Raw genomic sequence first — 23,380 nt, 5'->3', positions numbered from 1 at the left:
TTTTAAAATTTAGTTTTTAATAATGTTTTATAGATAAATACTCATCGCTTTTATTTTTCTAATAAATATATAGGTGCCGTCACACGGTAGTCTCGCAAAAAAGATAAGGATATCTTATGCACCACGTTCAACAGCTCATCAATGGTCAGTTCGTACAATCAAACACCGATGAATGGATCGATATCACCGATCCTGCGACGCAAGAAGTCATCGCCAAAGTCCCACAAACCACCAATGATGAGATTAACCAAGCGGTTGCATCCGCACAGACTGCGTTTGAAACATGGCGCAAAACGCCAATCACCACGCGTGCACGTATTTTTTTGAAGTATCAGTCTCTGATTCGTGATCATATGGATGAGCTGGCAGAAATCTTGACCGCAGAGCAAGGCAAGACGATTGCTGATGCGCGTGGTGATGTGTTCCGCGGTCTAGAAGTGGTCGAGCATGCCGCTGGTATTGCCAATCTGCAAATCGGCGATTTTGTAGAAAACGTCGCATCAGGTGTCGATACTTATAGCATTTGGCAGCCACTCGGCGTTTGCGCTGGTATTACGCCATTTAACTTCCCAGCGATGATTCCGCTATGGATGTTCCCAATGGCTATTGCTACGGGTAATACGTTTATCCTAAAACCTTCTGAACAAGATCCGATGGTGACTATGCGTTTGGTAGAGCTAGCGATTGAAGCGGGCGTACCAGAAGGCGTGCTAAACGTGGTACATGGTGGCAAAGCAACCGTCGATGCTATCTGCGACCATCCAGATATCAAAGCGGTTTCTTTTGTCGGCTCTACTCATGTAGGCAAACACGTCTATGAGCGTGCAAGCCAGTCAGGTAAGCGTGCCCAGTGCATGATGGGTGCAAAAAACCATGGTGTTATCTTACCTGATGCCAATAAAGAGCAAACGCTCAATCAGCTAGCAGGCGCAGCATTTGGTGCAGCTGGTCAACGCTGTATGGCATTATCAGTGGTCGTGCTAGTAGGCGCAGCTGGTGAGTGGATTGATGAAATCAAAGCCAAAGCAGAAAGCTTGGTCGTCTCAGCTGGCAAAAATGACAAGGATTTGGGACCACTAATTTCTCCTGCGGCAAAAGCTCGTGTCGAGCACTTGATTGGGACTGGGGTAGAAGAGGGTGCGAGCTTGATTTTGGATGGTCGCGGAATTACCGTTGAAGGGTTTGAAAAAGGTAACTTTGTTGGCCCAACTATCTTTGATAATGTCACAAGCGATATGCAAATTTATCAACAAGAAATCTTTGGGCCAGTACTGTGTATCATGCGTGCTAACAGTTTGGACGAAGCGATTGAACTACTGAATGCCAATCCGCATGGCAATGGCACGGCGATATTTACTCAGTCAGGGGCGGCTGCACATAAATTCCAGCAAGACATTCAAGTCGGTCAAATTGGTATTAACTTGCCGATTCCAGTGCCACTACCTATGTTCTCATTCTCAGGTTCACGTGGTAGTAAGCTTGGCGACCTAGGTCCTTATGGCAAGCAAGCGGTGCAGTTCTATACTCAGACGAAGACTGTGACAGCACGTTGGTTTGATGATGAAGCGAGCCGCGGTGTCAATACAACGATTTCAATTTAATCGTCAGCTCATTGTTTTATCAGTATGACATTTTGTGTTTTAGGTATGACGATAATGCGACTTGCGGTACTATTAAACGCAATTTTATTATCGTTATACCGCTATCATGTCGCGCTAATGTCTTATAAAATCTCTGACCAACATCTTTACTAACATTTTTATTAACGTTTATCTGAGATTTAAGCCCTCTATTTGATCTATAAGAACAAGGATGACCCTATGGATTTTTCATTGACCGATGACCAAGTCGCCTTTCGCCAAACGGCTCGTCAATTTGCGCAAAAAGAGCTAAAACCAAACGCTGCTGAGTGGGATCGCAACTCGCACTTTCCAATAGATGTAATCAAAAAATCTGGCGAGCTTGGCTTTTTGGGACTGTACACCAATCCAGAATATGATGGCTTGGGCCTACCAAGACTCGACTCAGCGATGGTATTCGAAGAGCTTGCATGGGGCGATACGGCTGTGGCCGCTTATATGAGTATTCATAATATGGCTGCATGGATGATTGGTGAGTATGGTAGTGATACGCTATGCAAAAAATATCTACCCAATATGGTCAGCGGTGAGTGGCTTGGTAGCTATTGCCTAACAGAACCAAATGCAGGCTCTGATGCAGCCTCCTTACGTACTAAGGCTGAAAAGAAAGGCGATCATTACGTACTGAATGGTGAAAAAACCTTTATTTCTGGCGCAGGCTCAACCGATGTATTGGTAGTGATGGCACGTACGGGCGCGGCAGGGCCAAAAGGCGTATCCGCGTTCGTCGTAGATGCCAATAGTGCTGGTATCGAATATGGTAAAAACGAGCACAAAATGGGCTGGAAAGCACAACCAACACGGACAATTAGTTTTAAAGATGTAAAAGTACCAGTAGAGAACTTGATAGGTGAGGAAGGTCAAGGCTTTCGTATCGCTATGAAGGGGTTAGATGGTGGCCGTATTAATATCGGTATTTGTGCGGTAGGAACGGCACAAGCTGCGTTAGAGACGGCAACCAGTTACGTGCAAGAGCGCAGCCAGTTTGGTAGCCCAATTGCCAGCTTACAGTCAGTACAGTTTAAGCTTGCTGATATGTTGACTCAGACTATTGCCGCGCGCCAAATGCTGTATCTAGCAGCTGATAAAGTCGATAACAATGATGGACAAGCATCTACCTACTGCGCAATGGCAAAACGTCTGTCTACAGATCTTTGTTTCGATGTTGCCAATGAAGCCCTGCAGTTGCACGGCGGCTATGGTTATCTAAATGAGTATCCGCTTGAGCGCCATGTACGAGACTTACGTGTGCATCAAATCCTAGAAGGTACCAATGAGATCATGCGTGTGATTATTTCACGTCAAGTTCTACAGGATGAAGGGTTAAACCAGCTACGCTAATTTATCTCGTTTTACTGAAACAAGGATGTTTTATGACAGATTATACAAATCTACAGCTATCAATTGATGGTCATACCGCAACGTTAACGTTGAATAACCCACCGGCACATACGTGGACGATGGACAGTCTACATGCACTTAAGCAGCTCATTACCGACCTCAATGCCAACGACGATGTCTACGCATTAATCGTGCATGGAGATGGCGAAAAATTCTTCTCAGCTGGTGCAGATTTAAACAACTTCTCAGACGGCGATAAAGGCCGCGCAATAAGTATGGCGATTGCATTTGGTGAAGCATTTGAAGCGCTATCTGCCTATCGTGGCGTCAGTATCGCTGTCATCAATGGCTATGCGATGGGCGGCGGACTAGAGTGTGCGCTCGCATGTGATATCCGTATCGCAGAAGCGCACGCCCAGATGGCACTGCCAGAGACGGGCGTGGGATTATTGCCATGTGCTGGCGGCACGCAAAATCTACCTATGTTAGTAGGAGAGGGTTGGGCTAAGCGCATGATACTGTGCGGTGAGCGGGTCGATGCAGAGACGGCATTGCATATCGGTCTGGTGGAAGAGGTCGCTGCAAAAGGTGAGGGATTGCAAATCGCTCAGGCCTTGGCAAAAAAAGTCGCTAAGCAATCACCCGTTGCTGTCAGTTATTCTAAAAAGCTTATCCAAGCGGCTAGAGAAACCCCACCTGCGCAAAATCTTATCCATGAGCGTGAAGCTTTCGTGAAGTTGTTTGATACCAAAGATCAGCGCGAAGGGGTACAAGCCTTTTTAGAAAAGCGTAAACCCAATTGGCAAAACAAATAAACAGCAGTCAAAACGCTTGAGCCATTTTTATTATTTAATTTTGTAGGTCACTTTTATGACATCAGCTATGACAGCGACGAACGATACTAAACAAGAAGCACCTGTGTTATTCAATACTGAGCCGACAGATTGTGGACGCTTGATTGGAGTCATGACACTTAACACCCCAAAATCACTTAATGCACTCAGCGTTGATATGTGTCAATTGCTATCAGCGCAGTTAGAGCAGTGGCAAGCGGACGAGCAAGTGGTAGCGCTTGTGTTAAAAGGTGCGGGTGACAAAGCGTTCTGTGCAGGCGGCGATATTCGTAAGCTCTATGACAGTATGTCTACCAGTGCACCAATGCCAAACCCGTATGCTACTGAGTTTTTCAGTCACGAGTATCGTCTCTATCGTCAAATGCACTTTTATCCAAAGCCACTAATACTTTGGGGTGACGGTATTATTATGGGCGGCGGTATGGGACTGATGGCAGGATGTAGTCATCGTCTGATCACTGAGCGCACACGTTTTGCCATGCCTGAGGTCACCATTGGACTGTTCCCTGATGCTTCTGGCAGTTGGTTTTTACAGCGTATGCCTGCCAAAACAGGACTGTTCTTGGGTTTAACTGGCGCGATGTGTAATGGCAGTGACGCGCTATTGGCCAATCTCGCAGAGTATGCTGTTGCCAGCCATGACTATGATGCCGTTATCCAATGTCTCAAACAGAGCAACTGGCAGGCAGTTGATAACGCAAGCAGTTCGAATAAGTGTCATGACAATAGCGCACATAGTATTGTCAGTCTTGCGCTTGCTGAGTTGCCAGTAGCCGAACTGCCTGATAGTAAGCTTGCAATATATTGGCAACCTATTCAGCAACTGATGAATAGTGGGGGTTTGGCTAATATCAATGCACTGCTACAAAGCGATACTGCGCTCGCACAGCTAAACCAAGATTTTGCAGCAGACAGTTGGACTCAGCGAGCAGTTGCAACCTATCGGCATGGTTGCCCAGTAACAGCAGCGTTAACCTATGCGCTGTATCACAAAGTCGCTGACCTATCGATCGAACAAGTACTGTATTTAGAGACCAATGTCGCAGTACATTGCGCGGCCAATCCTGATTTTAAAGAAGGCGTACGGGCATTATTGATTGATAAAGATAGAAATCCTAAATGGTCGCGATCATTAGCAGACTGTCTAAGTGTAGAAGGGCAGACGTATATCGATAAACACTTTGTCAACCCTTATCCAAAAGGTGAGCATCCTTTGAGCGATTGGCTGGGTGATAATGCTTTGAGTAGTCAGTATGTCCGCTAACTGCTTAAGAGCAATTTATAAAGTAGGGCGTAAGCAAGATTTACTAATAAACACTGTTAAATAGTATGTAGCTATTGCTACATCATAAATCATCAAGGAGTGATGAGATGGGTACAAAGGATACAAGTACGATGGATAATAATAACTCTAAACCAAATATCGCCTTTATTGGGCTTGGTAATATGGGTGCGCCAATGGCAGAGAACTTATTAAAGGCAGGTTACAAGCTATCTGTCTTTGATTTGTCTGAGGTTGCAACCCAGCGCCTAGCACAAGCAGGGGCTAGTGTCGCAAAAAGTCCTAAAGATGCTGCAAGTAATGCTCAAGTTGTGATTAGTATGTTGCCTGCAGGTCAGCATGTACATTCGGTGTACTTGGGTGATAGCGGATCTAATGGTCTACTAGCAGAGTTGCCAAAAGGTACGCTTGTGATTGACAGTAGTACGATTGCGGCGGCTGATGCAAGGACAGTGGCAGAGGCGGCAAGTAAGCTTGGGATAGACTTCTTGGATGCACCAGTCTCTGGTGGTACCGGCGGGGCAGTTGCTGGTAGTTTGACCTTTATCGTCGGCGGCGATGATGCTGCTTTTGCTAAGGCTGAGCCGATACTTGCCGTAATGGGAAAAAACATCTTTCATGCTGGCTCGCATGGCGCAGGACAAGTCGCAAAAATCTGTAACAATATGCTGCTAGGCATTCTTATGGCAGGCACGGCAGAGGCGATTAATCTAGGAGTCAAGAACGGCTTAGACCCCAAAGTGCTATCAGACATCATGCTACAGAGCTCAGGGCGTAACTGGACACTAGAAGTTTATAATCCTTATCCAAAAGTCATGGAAAACGTTCCTTCTAGCAATGGCTATCAAGGCGGATTTATGAGCAAATTGATGCAAAAAGACCTGAACCTTGCGATGCAAACTGCTCAAGACACTGAAGTAGAAACGCCAATGGGTGCCAAAGCGACAGAACTATATGCCTCACACACGATAGAGAATGGCGATAAAGACTTTTCTAGTATCATTGGACGTCATGATGTCTCATTATTGTCTTAAACATGAATCTCTTAACTGTGACTCTCTTAAATATAACCTTCTTAGACATATCAATTTTTAGGAATACCAATTCTTAAACATACTAATATTAAGAGTTTTTAGTATCACTAGTAGGTGGTATTAATTAAGAGAATGCATTTGCTAAAAAGAAAAAGGTCTACGCTAAAATCATAGCGTAGACCTTTTTCATGACCAATAGACTGTGTTAGCTTTGCAGATCGTAGACGAGCGTCTGAACGTCTTGCGCGGCTTTTTGTAGTCGTGGTACATGAGTCAGCAAATCATCTAATGAGACGCGTATGGTGGGCGCATGTAAGTAGAGTGAGGCCAGATAGCGTTGCTTTTTATCCAAGATAGGTACAGCGACTGCGACCATCTCAGAGATAAACTCCTCATTATCGATACCGATACCAGTATCAGCAATGCGATCAAGCTCGGCATTTAATGCATCGATATCAGTAATCGTATTCTTAGTGAATTTATCTAGTGGCAACCCTTGTAGTATTTTCATACGGCTAGTCGTAGATAGTTGGCTTAGATAGAGCTTGCCAGTCGCGGTACACCACATAGGTGATTTTGCCCCGACGGGAAGATAAATCTGTAGTGGCAAGGTCGTCTGAGCGCGGTATTGGCATTCCCTATCATATCCATATGATAGGGAATGCCAATACCGCAGGTTTCTTTAAGCTCATCAACCAGTTTTTGCAAAATCATCTGTCGCTCGTTAAAGAACAGTCGTTGTTGCCATAGCTCAACGCTTAAATTGCGTACGCGCTTCCCAGGGATAATGCCACCACCAATATCAACAGTCAAAAAACCATCATCAACCAAGTTTTGAATCAATCTATGAATGGTCGGTTTAGGGATGTCTAGCTCCTGCGAGAGCTCAAGTGGAGAAAGCGGTTTTGAAGCATAGGACACTGCCTCTATGATTTCTAGTACACGGGTAATCGACGATACTTTAGGCATATATATGACTCAGTAGGAGTAAAGAAATAAAGCAGACAGCATTACAAGGTTTTCATAAATAAGACAAATAATGACGTTCTATAACAAATCTATTATAACAACTAATTTAGCATAATATTCGCTTGAGGCAAGCGTTAGTCGCGTTATGTGAGATCATTTATATCGTTTTATCTATTGGCGTATATTTTCTCATATAAGTAACAATAGATACGTCAACTCACAAGGCACACTATTCTGTAAGGTTAAGCCATATAACTGTCATTGAATCAAAATGCGTTCTAGATAATTATGTGGACATATTTTGCAATACCCTTACATAAACATTAAGCAAGCGAAGTCTCATGTTTATGCTGCTTGGTTACTTTAAGGACGTTATGTAACATAAAGGCGAATTTTTGCAGATTGGTGTAGCAATTATTACAGTACCTATGCAATCTTTACATAATGGCAAATAAAAACAGCATCAGTAGGGGTGACTTTTCAAGTTAGAATTGTTTTAATCACTTCAACAAAATGATGGTTTAAAAAAAGCACAATCATCGTTTTTTATGGGCGGGTTTATTTCACACTTTAGGAGAATAATTATGAAATTTATTAAATTGACAGCTATCTCTGCTGCTGTTCTAGCATCAACTGCTGCATTAGCTGCTGATCCGGTTATCGTTGTTGATGACAATGACGCAGTCGTATACGAAGCTGAGCCAGTTGCATACCAAGCAGCACAACCTTCTTATGCATATAATTCTGATGCTGGTATCGTACGCAACACTACTGGTGCTGTGGTCGGTACTACTAAAACTATCTTCAACACTTTAACTCACCCAGCCTCTGTAAGCGCTGAAGCAGGTACTTTGGGTTACGGTGCTAACGTTGGTTTTAGCGTGAATGAAAAAACTGAATTGCAAGCTGGTTGGGCAGGTGGTGATGCTGCTGACCTTTTCGGCGGTGATTTTGATGCAAATGATGTAAATTATGATGTGGATTCTGACTTTAGCAACCCATATTTAGGTGTTCAAGTACGTCCTATGGCGAACTGGTTCACTATGGGTGCTGGTATTATTGTTCCTGATAACGATATCGATGTACGTGCCAATTCTGAAGGTTCTGACGATGGGTATTTTGAGCTTAATAATATCCAATATAATGCTGCTCAAACCGGCACATTGGAAGGTACTATCGAACACCGTAATAAGTTAGCCCCTTATTTAACTGTTGGCTTCCGTCCTAATATCACTAATAACTTTGGCTTGTTCGGTGAAGTTGGTGCAGCTTATATGGGTAAAACTGATGCAACTGTCCGTGCTGTTGATTCAACTAGTTTGGTTAACTACACTGATAAAGACGGCACTCCATCTACTACTACCGCTGGCGAAGTTGCTAGTATCGCTGAGAAAGAGCTTGAAGATAAAGACTGGTTAGAGTGGTTCCCAATCGTGAAAGTTGGTGCAACTTACCGTTTCTAATCTAATCATAGTTTAAATGCTATTATTAGTAGAAAATAAAAAAACGATCCTTTTCAGGGTCGTTTTTTTATACTTAGAATAAAGTATCAAATAGCTTTTCAAAAATCAGGTTTGAACTTTGCTCAGAAGACCTTGATCAGAAAACGATGACAGTTTGCTGAGATTGTAACGCGGCAATGCGGTAAACAGATTGGCAGTTAGCATCCTCACTATCATTGGGTACAGAGGTAGAGTTAATCTCTTTATCATTCTCGATTAAGCTAGAAATAAGGTGAGAGTAATCTATACCCAAGCCTTGAGCTAATGTATATTGGTTGACTTTGATAAAGCTTTCTTTTATTTGCCATAACAGTTTGGCAGTGCGTTCACGCTGATCTGTAGATAGCTCCTGTAAAATGGCTAGCTCGCTCTTTGAATAGAAACGCTTGACTACATGCCACGCAATATTATTACTCTCGATATCGATACCAGCAGGACGCTGACGACTGATCACGACCGCTATTTTGCTGTGTAAACGTGTACAATTTGTCTGATTCGATTCTGTAGTTTGCTTTGAACTACCAGCTCCTGTATGGCTAAAGCATACGTAATGCTGGCTGTTGACGAGCCGATAAGGAAAGCTTGACTCATCCAAGGTGTCATCTATTTCTAATTTTTTGAGCAGCTCTTGCAATAGTTGCCTGACGCCTTGCCGCTGCTGCTGACGCTGTTTACGTGCTAGAGCAGGTACTAAGTGTTTAGGTGCTGTTGTCGCCACCTGATAGTGCCAATTTAAGCTACTGAACTTGATGATGTCTTTACACGATGTATTACATGATGATAACCATAATGACTTGTTCCACAAGCTTTCAGTGACTAAATGACTCACTGACTCGCTCACTTGAGCCGTCACACACCATGTCGTGGTGTCGAGTTGAGTATATTGTATCTGGGTGAGGTTAGAAGTCGGCATATATTAATAGTCATCAAAAACGATTATTGTAGAATTGAATATATAAGAATGTGTAATTATGAACGCTATGTATTTGATACATAGATAGTCATACAATAGCTATATTTAAATAGTTTATATCTAATTAACCTACTAAAAATCCAAAAAGCCCAGCAAGATACTCTTGCTGGGCTTTCATTAAACTATCGAACGCTATAAATAACGCTAAATCACAATTTAGTAAGACAACTCGGCACGACGGTTTTGTGCATACGCGTCTTCAGTGTTGCCAGCTGCTGCAGGGCGTTCTTCACCATAGCTAATGACACGGATATTGTTTGCAGTGACACCTTGAGCAGCAAGGTAGTTACGAGCAGCTTGTGCGCGTCGCTCACCTAGTGCCATGTTGTATTCACGGCTACCGCGCTCATCAGTGTGACCTGCGATAACGACAGTCGCTGCTGGGTTTGAATTTAGCAGGCTTACGTGTTGGTTAAGGACGCTCGCTGATTGAGCAGTAATTTCGCTGCTATCAAAGGCAAAGTAGACCACTGCTTGAATATTCTCAGCGCCAGTAATGACAGCGTTTGAGTTATCAACGATAACCGCACCATTGTAGCCAACTTGTCCACCTGGAATACCTAGCGGGGCAACGACAACTTCTGAGGTAGAACGCTTGGTAGCACAACCAGTGGTTAGTGCAACGGCGCTTGATAGCACAGCAAGAACAGCGATCTTAGAAAAACTGATTGACATGACGAGCTCCTAAAATTTTAATTAAATTTGTTTTTTTAAACTGCTTCCGATAAAACTTAGGCAATCTCTATCTATAATATACTAAATGTTAATTTATGTAAGTATTTTTACTGTAAATTACGATAGATAAAATTGAGTGTATTACCAGCGGTGCTTGCCCCAGTTTTCAGGGTTGGCCCAGTAGTCAGCATTGAGCCAATTTGGTAGTTGTTTGTAATCATATAGGTTAAATTGCCAAAGCGTTGCCGTAACGTTTGATGAGGTAATAGATTGAATGTCATCAATATTTAGAGATGGCTCATTCAATATATCAAATGGCGTAAAGCCATAAGGTTTTAGGTCTATCGAGCTGTCCAATGCAATAAGCAAATGCGCGGCATACAGGTCACGGTAGCGCATCAGTAGCGGCACATAGTGTTGAGTCAGCTCTTCTGACAAGGTGGGCAGCCAAAAGCAAGCAAGATCATAACGATCAGGTACATGCTGTTTAGCAAGATCTGATAGCGTTGATAAGTGTCGTGCGTTCAGCCTTGATTCAGTGTTCTCATTAGTAGATGTAGTGTCGTCAAGTTGTGCTTGTAGTGCTAATAAGTCCGCATGGTTATGTGTTACCCATAATGCTTCACTATTATCTTTTTTATGCTCAGGTGACTGTTCTGTCTGAATCGTCAGTGAGGGTAGTAGCGCGTCAACATACTCTATAAGCAAAGGTAGGGTAATGTCTGCGCGTTTCACCGTATTTTTTGTCATATAATAGGCCGTTAGTTAAATGATTGGTCATCAGTACGACTATTAAATCATTTTCAACGACATTATCCAATTGATAACGTATGTTTCATATTTAAATTATCTTGAACCGACGATATCTTATTCTACATACTTGAAATTTGGCGATTTAGGTCAATCTAGCTATAAGCTTAACAAGAAAACCAATTTAGTAATAAAAATTAGCTTAATCATTGCAAAGCTTTGTCTATGTGCTTAGCTTACTATGCGCTTAGCTGATTAGTTAGCCTAGAGACTAAGTCTTTATTTGCACTAGAGCCTTCTGCAAATAGCGAAATGATATTACTCATTATTATATTGCTCATTCCTAGTAAAAATAACTTATAACCAAATCACCGATAATAATAGGACACCATATGTCTACTGCTGAAACTGATGCACAAATCATCAATCCTGAAATGCCAGATGTGCCGCCACATGCGCCAAGCAAGATTAATCTAAAGGACTATACCAAACCAAGTTTTGATGTCGAGACAGTACATTTAGATATTAAGCTGTTCGAAGACTATGCGCAGGTAGACAGTACGCTTGAGATGATACGTCAAACGGCAGGGGATATTGTCTTATTTGGTGAGTCGTTAGAGTTGCTAACGATTACGATGAACGGTAAGGCACTAACCACTGAGGATTATCAGCAGGAAGCGGGTAAGCTGACGATTTATAATGCCCCTGAGCGAGCTACTTTAGACATTCAAGTGCGTATCTGCCCACAGACCAATACGGCGCTTGAAGGTTTATATATGGCAGGTAGCGGTGACGACACGATGTTTGTCACTCAATGTGAGCCAGAGGGTTTCCGTAAGATTACTTTCTATCCTGATCGCCCTGATGTGTTGGCGATATTCACTACTCGACTTGAAGCAAATAAGCGCTATCCAACATTATTGGCTAATGGTAACTTAGTCGAAGCAGGCGAAGTGGCCGACGCTCCAGACCGTCATTATGCTATCTGGCACGATCCAACCAATAAGCCAAGCTATCTATTTGCCTGTGTGGTTGCCGATTTAGATGTATTGACAGATTCTTATACGACTAGCGAAGGTCGAGAAGTATTGCTTGAGTTGTATGCCAAGTCTGCTGATATCGATAAATGCGATGTCGGTATGCAAGCCCTAAAAGATGCCATGAAGTGGGATGAGGTCAATTATGGTCGAGCCTACGATCTAGATCGCTACATGATTGTGGCGGTCAGCCAGTTTAATATGGGTGCGATGGAAAATAAGGGCTTGAATATTTTTAATACTGCTTGCGTGTTATCTAGCCCTGAAACGACCACCGATGCGCGCAGCTTTAGCGTAAAAGCCATTATTGCTCATGAGTATTTTCATAACTGGACTGGTAACCGTATTACCTGCCGTGATTGGTTCCAGCTTTGTTTGAAAGAAGGCTTTACCGTTTACCGTGATCAGTCATTTTCAGCAGACCAACAGTCAAGTGCGGTGCAGCGTATTGATGACGTAGCCACACTACGTGCACATCAATTCAGCGAAGATGCAGGTCCATTAGCACATCCAGTACGTCCAGAGAGCTTTGTTGAGATTAATAACTTTTATACGACGACTGTCTATGAGAAAGGCGCTGAAATTGTACGCATGATTGCCAATACGTTAGGGCCAGATGACTTCCGTAAAGGAACAGATGAGTATTTCCGTCGCTATGATGGACAAGCGGTAACGGTTGAGGACTTTTTATCAGCACTTAGTATCACTGATGATAAAATCGAGAATTTTATCGATTGGTATCGTCAGCCTGGTACGCCAGTGGTGTCGGGCTCTCAAACTTACGATAGCACCGCACAGACGCTGACCATTACTTTGAGTCAGCAAACACGCCATGTCAAAGGCTTTGATGCGCCAAAACCAATGCCGATACCAGTAGCAACGGCATTGTTTGATAAAGACTCAGGCGCTATCGTTGCTGAGCGTATGTTATTGCTTGACGAGGCGACGCAAACCTTTGTCTTTGAAAATGTCGCAAGCGAGCCTGTCGTATCATTACTACGTGACTTTAGCGCGCCAGTACAGCTCAATTATGACTATCAGGATGCAGACTTAGCGTTTTTGCTTAAGCATGAAACCAATGGGTTTAACCGCTGGCAAGTAACTCAAATGCTGGTAAATCGTATTTTACTGCAAGGACAAGGTGCGAAGAGCAGTCCTGATGTATACCTAGAAGCATTGGCGCAAACATTGCCTGTCTTAGCGGCTGACGATGCGATGCTAGCGGCACGGTTACTTGATATTCCATCAGCGCAAGAGTTGGCTTCTGCTATTTCTAAAGACTACGATCCAGCGCTGGTTAAAGAGCAGCGCAATGGGCTATACAAGCAAGTAGCTGATAAGTTAAAAGATCAATGGGCTGAGCTTTACAACAACCTGCCAATGCAGTCTTATGAGGATAGCGCTGAAGCTCGAGGTATTCGTGCACTGCGTAATGTCGTGCTCGATATGGCGTTGACTGCCAATGTAGATGATGCAGCACACTGGGCACAGCAGCAGTATGACAATGCGAGCTGTATGACTGAGCGCTTCGGTGCATTGAAGGCAATGGTCAATCATCAATTGGTAGATGCAGATAAGTACTTGGCTGATTTCTACGAGCGTTTCCAAGCAAATGATCTGGTCATCGATTTGTGGTTCAGTGTCCAAGCTGCCGCTGACGATGTGACGCCTGATATGGTCAAGTCGCTACTGACGCACACAGACTTTGATTGGAATACGCCTAACCGTGTCCGTTCGGTCATCAGCGCTTTTAGCTCGCAACCGACGGTACTTTGGACGGCAGAAGGTCTAGAGATGTATACAGGCGTGATTCAGAAATTAGATGATGCTAACCCTGTATTAGCATCGCGCTTACTGCAAGTACTAGCTCGCTGGAATACGTTGGCTGAGCCTCGCCGTCAAATGGCGCATGAGCAGCTATTAGATTTACAAAAGAATGTCTCATCTAAGCATGTGCTTGAAAGCTTAGAAAGTGTGCTAGGTGCTGCAAATAGTTAATTGAGAGCAGTGCAATATTGGTTAAGATGCAGTATCAATTTTAGAGAAGCACTAATATCAAGATAAGGCTAGCTCTGACCAATCAGTTAGATACGTATCGTTGATGGTCATTGCTAACCAAGTTTTAAAATACAGTATTTTCTATAAACGTTCAGAAATAAAAAGCCCCTTTCGCACTAATACGAAAGGGGCTTTTTATTGTTTGCTCGACGATAAATTATCGCGAATAGCTATTAGCGATTTGGTAGTACATCTTTTACCATATCACGTAAGTCACGTAATGCTGTGACAGTGCTCTCCCAATCTAGGCAGCCATCGGTGATCGATTTGCCATACTCGAGCTGGCTTAAATCCGCAGTTAGTTTTTGGTTGCCGCCTTTTAAGTGGCTCTCAATCATCATACCGATAATTGATTTATTGCCATTTTGAATTTGTTCGGCAACGTTTTTGATAACCATCGGTTGTAGGTAAGGGTCTTTACCGGAGTTGGCATGACTTGAGTCAATCATAATCTTGCTATTGGTCTTGCCTTTTGCTAGCTCATTTTCAACTTGGGCTACCGCAGTTTCATCATAGTTAGGCTTGCCATTACCACCGCGAAGTACCACGTGCGCGTAAGGGTTACCTTTAGATTTGATGATAGAGACTTTACCATCTGACGACAGACCTAAGAAGCTATGACCTTCTTTAACCGCTTGCATGGCATTTACAGCAACCGTCATACCGCCATCAGTACCGTTCTTAAAGCCAACTGGGCATGATAAACCAGAGCTCATTTCGCGATGCGTTTGGCTCTCAGTGGTACGTGCACCAATAGCTGACCAGCTGATTAGATCCTGGATGTACTGCGGCGTATTTGGATCAAGTGCTTCAGTCGCGCAAGGTAGACCTTTTTCATTCAGATCAAGTAACAATTTACGAGCCGTGCGCAAGCCTTTTTCTATATCAAAGCTGTCATTCATGTCAGGGTCGTTGATCATGCCTTTCCAGCCAACCGTCGTACGAGGTTTTTCAAAATAAACACGCATGACTACAAATACACTGTCTTCGATTTCTTTTGCCAATACGGCTAAACGATCGGCATATTCGTGAGCGGCTTTGATATCGTGAATAGAGCAAGGGCCAATGACCACAAACAAACGCTTGTCTTTACCATCCAATATATCTTGAATAGTATTACGACCTTTTAATACGGTGTTATACGCGTCGTCTGACAGAGGCAGCTCGGCTTTTAGCTCGGCGGGGGTAATCAAAGGAATAAATTTTTCAATATTCACGTCGTCAATATCTGCATTATGGGTAACTGATGTTGTCATGGTTATATATCGTCTAGCTGATTTATAGGAATAATCATTATGCGGACAAAAGTGTTGGTTGACAAGGGTAGTCGAGCAGTTAATTGACTGATAACTGGAATGAGGAAACTAAAACTTAGTTATACTTATAGAGACTTAGCGTGATATTTGACGTTCCAAATGCACGTTTAGCATTTGGTTTTTCTATCTATTAATAAGAGTTGATTGAGTTTTTGGTGCATAACGCTCAGATTTTATGCGTGAATTTCGCTATTTGTATCATCGTCAAGTATGATAGCAACATTAGCGATGGATAGCCCAAACTGTGGCATTAAAACAGTACGGATGAGTGTGCACATTATCCGTGAGGTCGTATCGCTGATTTATTACGTTATATTTTATAATAACGGTTTATTTTATTTTGTGTATTTCTAATATCGAGAGCTTGTCATGACAGATTCTGCTACGTCTCATCACCATACTGACCTCATTCATCAAGCCGAGACGGATTCTCAAGTACCAAATATAAATGCTACGCCGCTAGTGATAGGCATCGTCGCAGGTGAGGTATCTGGTGACAGCTTAGGCGCAGATTTTATGCGGCAAATGAATAATCTACGTGATGATATTGTCTGGGTAGGTGTAGGCGGTACAAAAATGCAAGCGCAAGGGCTACAGAGTATTTTTCTGTTAGAGCGCTTGGCAGTGATGGGTCTGGTTGAAGTCATGTCGCAGCTACCAGATTTGCTCAAAGCGCGCCGTGAGCTACTGAGCGCATTTAAGGCTGCTAATATTGATTGGTTCGTCGGTATTGATGCACCTGATTTTAATTTACGAGTATCCAAAAAACTAAAGCCCCAAGGCGTGTTCTGTGTGCAGTACGTCAGTCCTTCTATCTGGGCGTGGCGCGAGTCGCGTATCCATAATATTAAAGCGGCGACCAATTTGGTGCTATGTCTATTCCCGTTTGAGTTGCCAGTTTATGAGCGACATAACCATCCAGCGATCTGTGTGGGTCATCCATTACTACGAACCATTGATCAGAACCTGATCGATACACCAATCAATCAACGTCGTAGTGAGTTGGTCTGGGACAATGATGGATTACAGCAGTTTTTTATTGAACGTTTCGATGATGTGAGTCAGCTTATTTGTGTGATGCCAGGCTCTAGGCGCGGTGAAATTACAGCTATTCTGCCATTGATGCTTGATGGTATCCAAAAGTTAATCCTGTTAGATCCTAAGCTGTGCTTCATCATTCCAACAGTCGATCAAAACCATCAATATATCGTACAAGAGGTTATCGATCAACGCTCAGAGCAGCTGCGTGCGGCAATTGTGGTGGTCTACGATGATACCCAGCCAGAGTTTAGCCAACATGCCATGGCGGCATCAGACATCGTGATGCTGGCATCTGGGACAGCAACGCTGGAGGCAATGCTGCTTGAACGGCCGATGGTAGTGGTATATCAATTAAATCAGCTAACTTACCAAATAGCCAAGCGTCTGGTAAAAGTGCCATATGTGGCATTGCCTAATATATTGGCTAATGCACCGATTGTACCTGAGCTTATTCAAGAGCAGGCGAGCGGTGACAATATTTGCCGTACCGTGATGCGATTGCTGCAACCACGCGCTTATGCCGAGCAATTACACGACTTACTAGTGACAAAGCAGTCATTACAGCAGCAAAGTAACCATGAGCCTGCAAACAGCGTGATTGAACAGTGGTTTATCCAAAATACCGATACCATCCATCCTAATTAAATGAGAACTACCTTCTACTATTATGCATATTCAACACAGTACAGAAAGCCCAGTTCAAGTAATTGATATTAATATTGAGCATATTGATGTTAAAGGACAATATGTTCAGTTAGCAGCGCCCATACGTTTATATGGGCAAATGAATACCGCTGAATTGCTTACTCAATATCTGACTAATGATAACCAAGAGACGGAGCAATCAATACTACAAATCGGCGTTGATGAAGCAGGGCGCGGACCATTACTAGGTAGCGTCAATGTGGCGGCGGCAATATTACCTGCGACTTGGTCAGGACTAATTGAACAACAACCGCTTAAAGACACGCCGTTGTCGATACTGACCGACTCCAAACAACTGAGTGAAAAAAAGCGCGATATCCTTTATCCATTGGTTCAGCAGCATGCTATCGGCTATGTCGTCGCTGATATACCAGCAGCAGTGATTGACCAAGTAAACATCTTGCAAGCAACGATGCTTGGTATGCGCTTATGTACTGAATCATTGCTAGAAGTGATTGTTAAAAAATTCTTGACTACTGGAAATACTAAAAGCACGTCGCTTGATCAATTAAAGATCGAAGTGTTGTTTGATGGAAATCGTTGCCCTGACTTGAACTATGATAGCTTTAAACATTTAGAGGGAGCGCCATTGGCGATTGATTGCCAAGCATGGGTAAAAGGCGATGCGCGTCATACTAGTATTGCAGCGGCCAGTATATTAGCAAAAGTAAGTCGTGATGAGACGATGTATGCACTGGATACTCAGTATCCGGAATATGGTATTGCCAAACACAAAGGCTATCCAACGCGTGCGCACATGGAGGCGATTGAAAAATATGGCGTCTTGCCAACGCATAGACGTAGTTTTGCGCCAGTGAGAAAAATGCTAGAAACTTAATAATACTGGACTTATAATCAGTCTTCGAAATAGCCTAAGCGAAAAATCATATTGTAATATGAGAGTAAAAAATTTATACTCATAAATGTAATTTCTTTAAAAAACAATGAGCAAGGTTTTATAAAATTTAAATACAGCACGTTTTTAATATCAAAGGCTATTAAATCAATAGCTAAGTTCTAATATTTATTTTTACTATAAGTGACACACAAATATTACTACTTTATAGGATGAGATATGATAGCCAACACTTCCCAAAAAAGCCTTGCTGCAGTGCTATTTTTGACTCTATTTCTGACTGGTTGTGGTGGAAGTAGTGAGTCTGAAGGAAGTGATCCATCTGTGGATGGTTTAAATGGCTCGAAAAGTGATGAGAAAGTTAAGCTAACAACGTCAGAACCAATCACCTCAGCACCGATTATAGCAACACCTATTGATCAAAGTGACAAACCAAGCAGTGGTACTCCTGACACTGACAGTAGTGTACCAGCTGATAACAATACACAAGCAGCATTAAGTGCGAATAATCAGTTTAGTTTGGCAAGAAGCAGTTGTGGCCTAAATGGTCTATCCGTTGATACAGAGCTAGACGATATTGCCGTTAAGCACGCGAACTACATAAAATATGTATTTGCCAATAGCTCGCCAACCAGCTTTAACGCGCATTTTGAAAATGAAATCAGCGATATTGCTAGTGTGACAGGTTCTAATAATCCTTTTTTCAGTGGGTTAGATCTGGCAGATCGATTGATCAATGCAGACTATGGCAACTCTCAATATGGTGTCACTGAAAATATTGCCCAGTCTGTCTATTACAGTTCGGCAGGCAATTTTTTGAGTGCAGAAGCTGTGGCAAGTTCTATGGCAAAGTCGTTGTTGTCAGCGCCTTATCATCTACGCTCTTTAATGTTGCCAACCTCAGGCGTAGTAGGAACAGGAATGGTTACCTATACGCCTAGTGGTAAAAATGCTGCTAACAACAAAGGCTATGTTTTGGTAAGCAATGCTGCAGGGACAAAAACCACGACAAATAAAACGCTTGAAGGTGTTTTTACGTACCCATGTCAAGATGTGACGGGAACAGTTACTGCACTTTATAACGAAACCCCAAATCCAGTCAGAGGCTCTGGGCGCAATTTACGTACTGATCCTATCGGACAGCCGGTTTATATCAACATGCCATCCGCCGATAAAGTTAAAGTAAGTAACGTTAAATTCCGAGATGTGCAGCGCAATATAGATGTACCGATTCAATTGCTTGATTCTGACAATGATCCGTACAAAGGTACGAATTATGCGCTACCAACGAATGAAGCATTTATTTTGCCATTAACTGATGCGCTCAAAAGCTGTGAATCAGGTAGTAATAAAGGTGGTAATTGTGGACTTTATGGCAATAGCAAATATAAGGTCAGCTTTGATATTTTGGTTAACAATAAAACATTAGAGCAGCAATCATTTACGTTTACTACTGGTAAGGTAAATTACTAATACGTATTTAATACTCTCTAAATATTTATCACATAAAAAGAAGGTCTGAACCAGTGATATGATTCAGACCTTCTTTTTATGTGATAAATTTTTTGTGTAATAACTTTAAGTATCTTCATACAATACTAGGAATGTAGCTTAAAACGATGAATTAGGCTGTTTTAAAAAGTTCTTTTCATCTTCGGTAGAGTCGCGATTTAGTACCTCGTTGCGATGTGGATATCGCCCGAATTGATCAATGATTTGTTTGTGACGATGTTCAAAATCTAATGTATTTGCATCATCTAATTGTTCAAATAGCGGTAGATAACGTTTATGAATCATGGCCGATTCAGAGTGCATGAACGGTATGATAATAAATCTACGCCATTGCATCGGTAGAGTATCAAAATAAGGCTGTTGAATGGCTTCTTGGGCGAGTGCTAATGCCATACCGTCTTGTGCAAATGCACTTGCTTGTCCGCGACATAAATTACGTGAAAACTGATCCAGCACAATAATTTCTGCCAAGCGTCCTGCCAATGCCGTTATCGAGCTATTACCATCCAATGATGATTCTGCGATACGCCAAGTGACACATTCGCCTTGTTTCGCTGCTTCCCAAATACTGCCAAACTTATCTTGTATTTGCTTATCAAAACGATCGTTTTGTTCAAACCAGTAAGCTTCATTGTTTTTATCAAACCAAAAATCCAACACGGCACGCGCATCAGGATCTAGATAAGTCAAATCTATGTTTTTCGGATCCAATTGTGATGAATGGGATCGACTGGCTGAGGTGGAATAATCGGTTGAGAGTGCCATAAGATATTCTAATTATGATGAATTTAGTCTACTATAGCGCAAATATTTATATCTGTCTGTCAAGATAGCAACAGCAGAGTGTCTATTAGGTAATCTATTATGAATGCAAAAAATCTAGAGAATTCTATCAACGCGGCATTGCCACCAACGCCTTACTACGTGCTTGATGAAGCGGCTATCGTTGCCAATATGAAAATCATCGCTAGGCTATGTGAGCTGTCTGGTGCAAAAGCATTATTAGCACTAAAATGCTTTGCCACATGGGGCGTGTTTGATGTGATGCAGCCTTATCTGCATGGCACGACTTCGTCTTCACTTAACGAAGTCAGATTGGGCTATGAGACCTTTGGTAACAACGATGATGCCAGTAGCAGCGATAAAAAAGAAACGCATGCTTATAGCGTCGCCTATAGTGCAGATGAAATCCCTGAAGTATTGAACTATGCGGATAAAATAATCTTTAACTCAATCTCACAGCTCAACGCTTTTAAAGAGCAAGCCGCCGCGCAAAATATACCTGTAGGTCTACGACTCAATCCAAAGACCAGCAACTCATCTTTTTTGATTGCTGATCCTGCACGCCCATTTAGCCGTCTTGGTGAGCATGATAAAGATAAAATCGCAGCGGTACTTGGCGATATCACTGGCGTCATGATTCACAACAATTGCGAAAATGACAGCTTTGAAGCCTTTAGTGAAAGCTTGGCGGATATCGAAGCTAGATTTGGTGGTATCTTAGCCCAACTTGAGTGGGTGAGCTTGGGCGGTGGTATCCACTTTATCGCGCCTGACTATCCATTAGAAAAATTGGCTGCACGTTTGAAAGCGTTTAGCGAAACCTATGGCGTGCAAGTGTATCTTGAGCCAGGTGAGGCAAGTATTCATGGTGCAGGTACGTTGGTGACCACCGTGCTAGATACCATGCATAATGAAAAAAATCTAGCAGTCGTCGATGCGTCTATTGAAGCGCATATGCTTGATCTATTGATTTATCGTGAGTCCGCACCGATTGCCGCGATTAACCATACAGCTGCCGATATTGTGCCTATTGGCAATCCTGCAGAAGCTGCACCGTCTGAAGCGAATGCTGAGTCAGCAGACCATACTATTATTTATGGTCGTTCTTGCTTGGCAGGTGATATCTTTGGTGAGTATGCATTACCGAGTAATCTTCAGATAGGTGATAAGATTGCCTTTGGCAATGCTGCTGGTTATACAATGGTTAAGAAAAACTGGTTCAATGGTGTCAACATGCCAGCGATAGTCATCCGCCGATTGGATGGCAGTATCGATATCCAGCGTGAGTTCGATTACCAAGACTATAAAGCCAGCTTGTCTTAACGCGATATTTCCAAGGCTTTTCTACATTAGAAAACAAAGGCTTAGTCTTAATAATGGGTAATTTTAAGGTATCTGCTATTGATACATTATTTTTTACCGATAAGGGAATAAAAATTGTTATAATCGCGTCGGGCAAATAATGGAGTATTATTTGCCCGACGGGTGCGTGGGTTTTCCTCGGTCTTCCTTTTTAATTCACGCATATCATTCACTCGTTTCTGTTTTGCATAGCCGCAATCAATGGTATCGACAGGGACACAAAGGAGGATTGTTCATTGAACACAAACCAACAAGCCAAATCTAACAAAAAAGACGTACTGATCATCGGAGCAGGCGGTGTCGCTCAAGTGGTCGCGCATAAATGTGCGATGCACAATGATGTGCTTGGCGAGATCCATATCGCCTCACGTACCAAAGACAAATGCGATGCTATCGCGCAGAGCGTAAAAGAAAAAGACAGCTTTAAGCAAGCTGCGGTCTTGCATACGCATCAGGTCGATGCCATGGACAGCCAAGCACTCGTGCAGCTGATACAAGACACAAAAATACAAATACTTATCAATGTTGGCTCGGCATTTATCAATATGACCGTACTAGAAGCTTGTATTGAAACAGGCACGGCGTATATAGATACGGCTATTCACGAAGATCCACGCAAGATTTGTGAGACGCCGCCTTGGTACAACAACTACGAGTGGCAACGTAAAGAGCGCTGTGCAGACAACAATGTTACGGCCATTTTAGGTGCAGGATTTGATCCCGGTATGGTCAACGCCTACGCGCGTCTTGGCTATGACATGATGGATGCAGGATCTGTGACAGATATCGATATCATTGATATCAATGCAGGCAGCCATGGTAAATACTTTGCGACCAACTTTGACCCAGAGATTAACTTCCGTGAGTTCACCGGTACGGTTTACTCTTGGCAAGACAGCAAGTGGCAGTCTAACAAAATGTTTGAAGTCAAACGTACGGACGACTTGCCAGTTGTAGGTGTACAGAACAGCTATCTAAGCGGTCATGATGAAGTACATTCATTGTCAGCCAATCTAGATGTACCAAACATTCGCTTTTGGATGGGTTTTGGTGAGCATTACATTAATGTCTTCACTGTCCTACAGAGCTTAGGATTGTTGTCTGAGCAGCCAGTGATGACTGCTGAAGGCCAAGAAGTTGTACCACTAAAAGTTGTTAAAGCAGTACTACCAGATCCAAGCTCACTTGCACCGAACTATACAGGCAAGACCTGCATTGGTGACAAAGTAAAAGGCAAGATCAATGGTGTTGAGACTGAAGTGTTTATCTACAATGTCTCAGATCATAAAGATGCTTACAACGAAGTCGGTAGCCAAGGCATCTCGTATACCGCAGGCGTGCCACCTGTTGCTGCTGCGATACTGGTCGCGACTGGCGAATGGGATGCAGGCAAGATGGTCAATGTCGAAGAGCTAGATGCTAAGCCATTTATCAATCTACTGAACAAGATTGGTCTGCCAACGCGTATCAAAGATAGCGAAGGTGATAGAGCGCTTGAGTTTGATATTTAATTAGCAAGTTTATCCAGACATAAAAAAAGCCTATCTATAAAAGATAGGCTTTTTTTATGTCTGGGTTTTTACGTTAATTTTACGAGGAGGTAGGAGAGCCAATCCTGCCATCCGCTATATACACACTACGATTACTTACTTGCACATAGTTAAAACATTAGTAGATAATCGAATTTCTA

General features: G+C 42.8%; 17 protein-coding genes and 1 pseudogene. 12 read left to right on the top strand and 6 right to left on the bottom strand.

What is annotated here, in order from left to right; all coding sequences use genetic code 11:
- Nucleotides 1-116 precede the first annotated feature (116 nt).
- From DXK30_RS01355 to mmsB, 5 genes are all read left to right on the top strand, one after another.
- Nucleotides 117-1,601, top strand: a complete 1,485-nt coding sequence (locus DXK30_RS01355; RefSeq protein WP_114700127.1) for a CoA-acylating methylmalonate-semialdehyde dehydrogenase — start codon at nt 117-119, stop codon at nt 1,599-1,601.
- 219 nt (nt 1,602-1,820) lie between these two features.
- On the top strand, nt 1,821-2,981 hold the full coding sequence (locus DXK30_RS01350) for an acyl-CoA dehydrogenase family protein (RefSeq protein WP_114700126.1): 1,161 nt from the start codon (nt 1,821-1,823) through the stop codon (nt 2,979-2,981).
- A gap of 32 nt (nt 2,982-3,013) precedes the next feature.
- Nucleotides 3,014-3,796, top strand: coding sequence for an enoyl-CoA hydratase (locus DXK30_RS01345; protein ID WP_114700125.1), 783 nt, complete (start codon nt 3,014-3,016; stop codon nt 3,794-3,796).
- A gap of 55 nt (nt 3,797-3,851) precedes the next feature.
- Nucleotides 3,852-5,099: an enoyl-CoA hydratase/isomerase family protein gene (locus DXK30_RS01340; RefSeq protein WP_227670732.1), complete on the top strand. Its 1,248-nt coding sequence runs from the start codon at nt 3,852-3,854 to the stop codon at nt 5,097-5,099.
- Between the two features lie 107 nt (nt 5,100-5,206).
- Complete coding sequence (mmsB, locus tag DXK30_RS01335) at nt 5,207-6,151, top strand: 3-hydroxyisobutyrate dehydrogenase (protein WP_114700124.1); 945 nt, start codon at nt 5,207-5,209, stop codon at nt 6,149-6,151.
- A 205-nt stretch (nt 6,152-6,356) separates the two neighbouring features.
- Here the strand turns inward: mmsB and DXK30_RS01330 are convergent.
- Nucleotides 6,357-7,120 (bottom strand): annotated as a pseudogene (locus DXK30_RS01330) (IclR family transcriptional regulator).
- A gap of 584 nt (nt 7,121-7,704) precedes the next feature.
- On the opposite strand from DXK30_RS01330, the gene DXK30_RS01325 reads away from it, so the two are divergent.
- Nucleotides 7,705-8,583 (top strand): hypothetical protein, encoded by an 879-nt coding sequence (locus DXK30_RS01325; RefSeq protein ID WP_114700123.1) that lies wholly within the window; start codon nt 7,705-7,707, stop codon nt 8,581-8,583.
- Nucleotides 8,584-8,719: 136 nt separating this feature from the next.
- On the opposite strand, the gene DXK30_RS01320 is transcribed toward DXK30_RS01325, so the two are convergent.
- The 3 genes from DXK30_RS01320 to DXK30_RS01310 form a co-directional block, all read right to left on the bottom strand.
- On the bottom strand, nt 8,720-9,535 hold the full coding sequence (locus tag DXK30_RS01320) for a 4'-phosphopantetheinyl transferase family protein (RefSeq protein ID WP_114700122.1): 816 nt from the start codon (nt 9,533-9,535) through the stop codon (nt 8,720-8,722).
- A gap of 216 nt (nt 9,536-9,751) precedes the next feature.
- On the bottom strand, nt 9,752-10,270 hold the full coding sequence (gene pal, locus DXK30_RS01315) for a peptidoglycan-associated lipoprotein Pal (RefSeq protein WP_057760480.1): 519 nt from the start codon (nt 10,268-10,270) through the stop codon (nt 9,752-9,754).
- A gap of 141 nt (nt 10,271-10,411) precedes the next feature.
- Nucleotides 10,412-11,020 carry a DUF6231 family protein gene (locus DXK30_RS01310; RefSeq protein WP_114700121.1) on the bottom strand — a complete coding sequence of 203 codons (609 nt, stop codon included), beginning with the start codon at nt 11,018-11,020 and terminating at the stop codon, nt 10,412-10,414.
- A 434-nt stretch (nt 11,021-11,454) separates the two neighbouring features.
- On the opposite strand from DXK30_RS01310, the gene pepN reads away from it, so the two are divergent.
- A complete protein-coding gene (gene pepN / locus DXK30_RS01305) occupies nt 11,455-14,055 on the top strand; it encodes an aminopeptidase N (protein ID WP_240314063.1) in 2,601 nt (866 codons plus the stop codon).
- Between the two features lie 233 nt (nt 14,056-14,288).
- Here pepN and DXK30_RS01300 read toward each other — a convergent pair whose 3' ends face one another.
- A complete protein-coding gene (locus tag DXK30_RS01300; protein ID WP_102091498.1) occupies nt 14,289-15,371 on the bottom strand; it encodes a 3-deoxy-7-phosphoheptulonate synthase in 1,083 nt (360 codons plus the stop codon).
- A 429-nt stretch (nt 15,372-15,800) separates the two neighbouring features.
- On the opposite strand from DXK30_RS01300, the gene lpxB reads away from it, so the two are divergent.
- From lpxB to DXK30_RS01285, 3 genes are all read left to right on the top strand, one after another.
- Nucleotides 15,801-17,117 carry a lipid-A-disaccharide synthase gene (lpxB, locus tag DXK30_RS01295; protein ID WP_114700119.1) on the top strand — a complete coding sequence of 439 codons (1,317 nt, stop codon included), beginning with the start codon at nt 15,801-15,803 and terminating at the stop codon, nt 17,115-17,117.
- Nucleotides 17,118-17,139: 22 nt separating this feature from the next.
- Nucleotides 17,140-18,015: a ribonuclease HII gene (locus tag DXK30_RS01290; RefSeq protein WP_114700118.1), complete on the top strand. Its 876-nt coding sequence runs from the start codon at nt 17,140-17,142 to the stop codon at nt 18,013-18,015.
- Nucleotides 18,016-18,252: 237 nt separating this feature from the next.
- The gene (locus DXK30_RS01285; protein WP_114700117.1) at nt 18,253-19,506 is read left to right on the top strand and encodes a CAP domain-containing protein; all 1,254 of its coding nucleotides are present in this window, start codon (nt 18,253-18,255) and stop codon (nt 19,504-19,506) included.
- Between the two features lie 138 nt (nt 19,507-19,644).
- Here the strand turns inward: DXK30_RS01285 and DXK30_RS01280 are convergent, their stop codons facing one another.
- Nucleotides 19,645-20,310 carry a DUF924 family protein gene (locus tag DXK30_RS01280; RefSeq protein WP_114700116.1) on the bottom strand — a complete coding sequence of 222 codons (666 nt, stop codon included), beginning with the start codon at nt 20,308-20,310 and terminating at the stop codon, nt 19,645-19,647.
- Nucleotides 20,311-20,409: 99 nt separating this feature from the next.
- Between DXK30_RS01280 and DXK30_RS01275 the strand changes: the two genes are divergently transcribed.
- Entirely contained in the window at nt 20,410-21,651 is a 1,242-nt protein-coding gene (locus DXK30_RS01275) for a carboxynorspermidine decarboxylase (RefSeq protein ID WP_114700115.1), read from the top strand.
- Between the two features lie 275 nt (nt 21,652-21,926).
- Nucleotides 21,927-23,201, top strand: coding sequence for a saccharopine dehydrogenase family protein (locus tag DXK30_RS01270; protein ID WP_114700114.1), 1,275 nt, complete (start codon nt 21,927-21,929; stop codon nt 23,199-23,201).
- The last annotated feature ends 179 nt before the right edge of the window (nt 23,202-23,380 follow it).

Origin of the sequence: Psychrobacter proteolyticus, assembly GCF_003350005.1 — a bacterium.
GTDB lineage: Bacteria > Pseudomonadota > Gammaproteobacteria > Pseudomonadales > Moraxellaceae > Psychrobacter > Psychrobacter proteolyticus.
The sequence above is the reverse complement of the archived record's forward strand: the minus strand, read 5'-3'. Positions and strand labels throughout refer to the sequence as shown.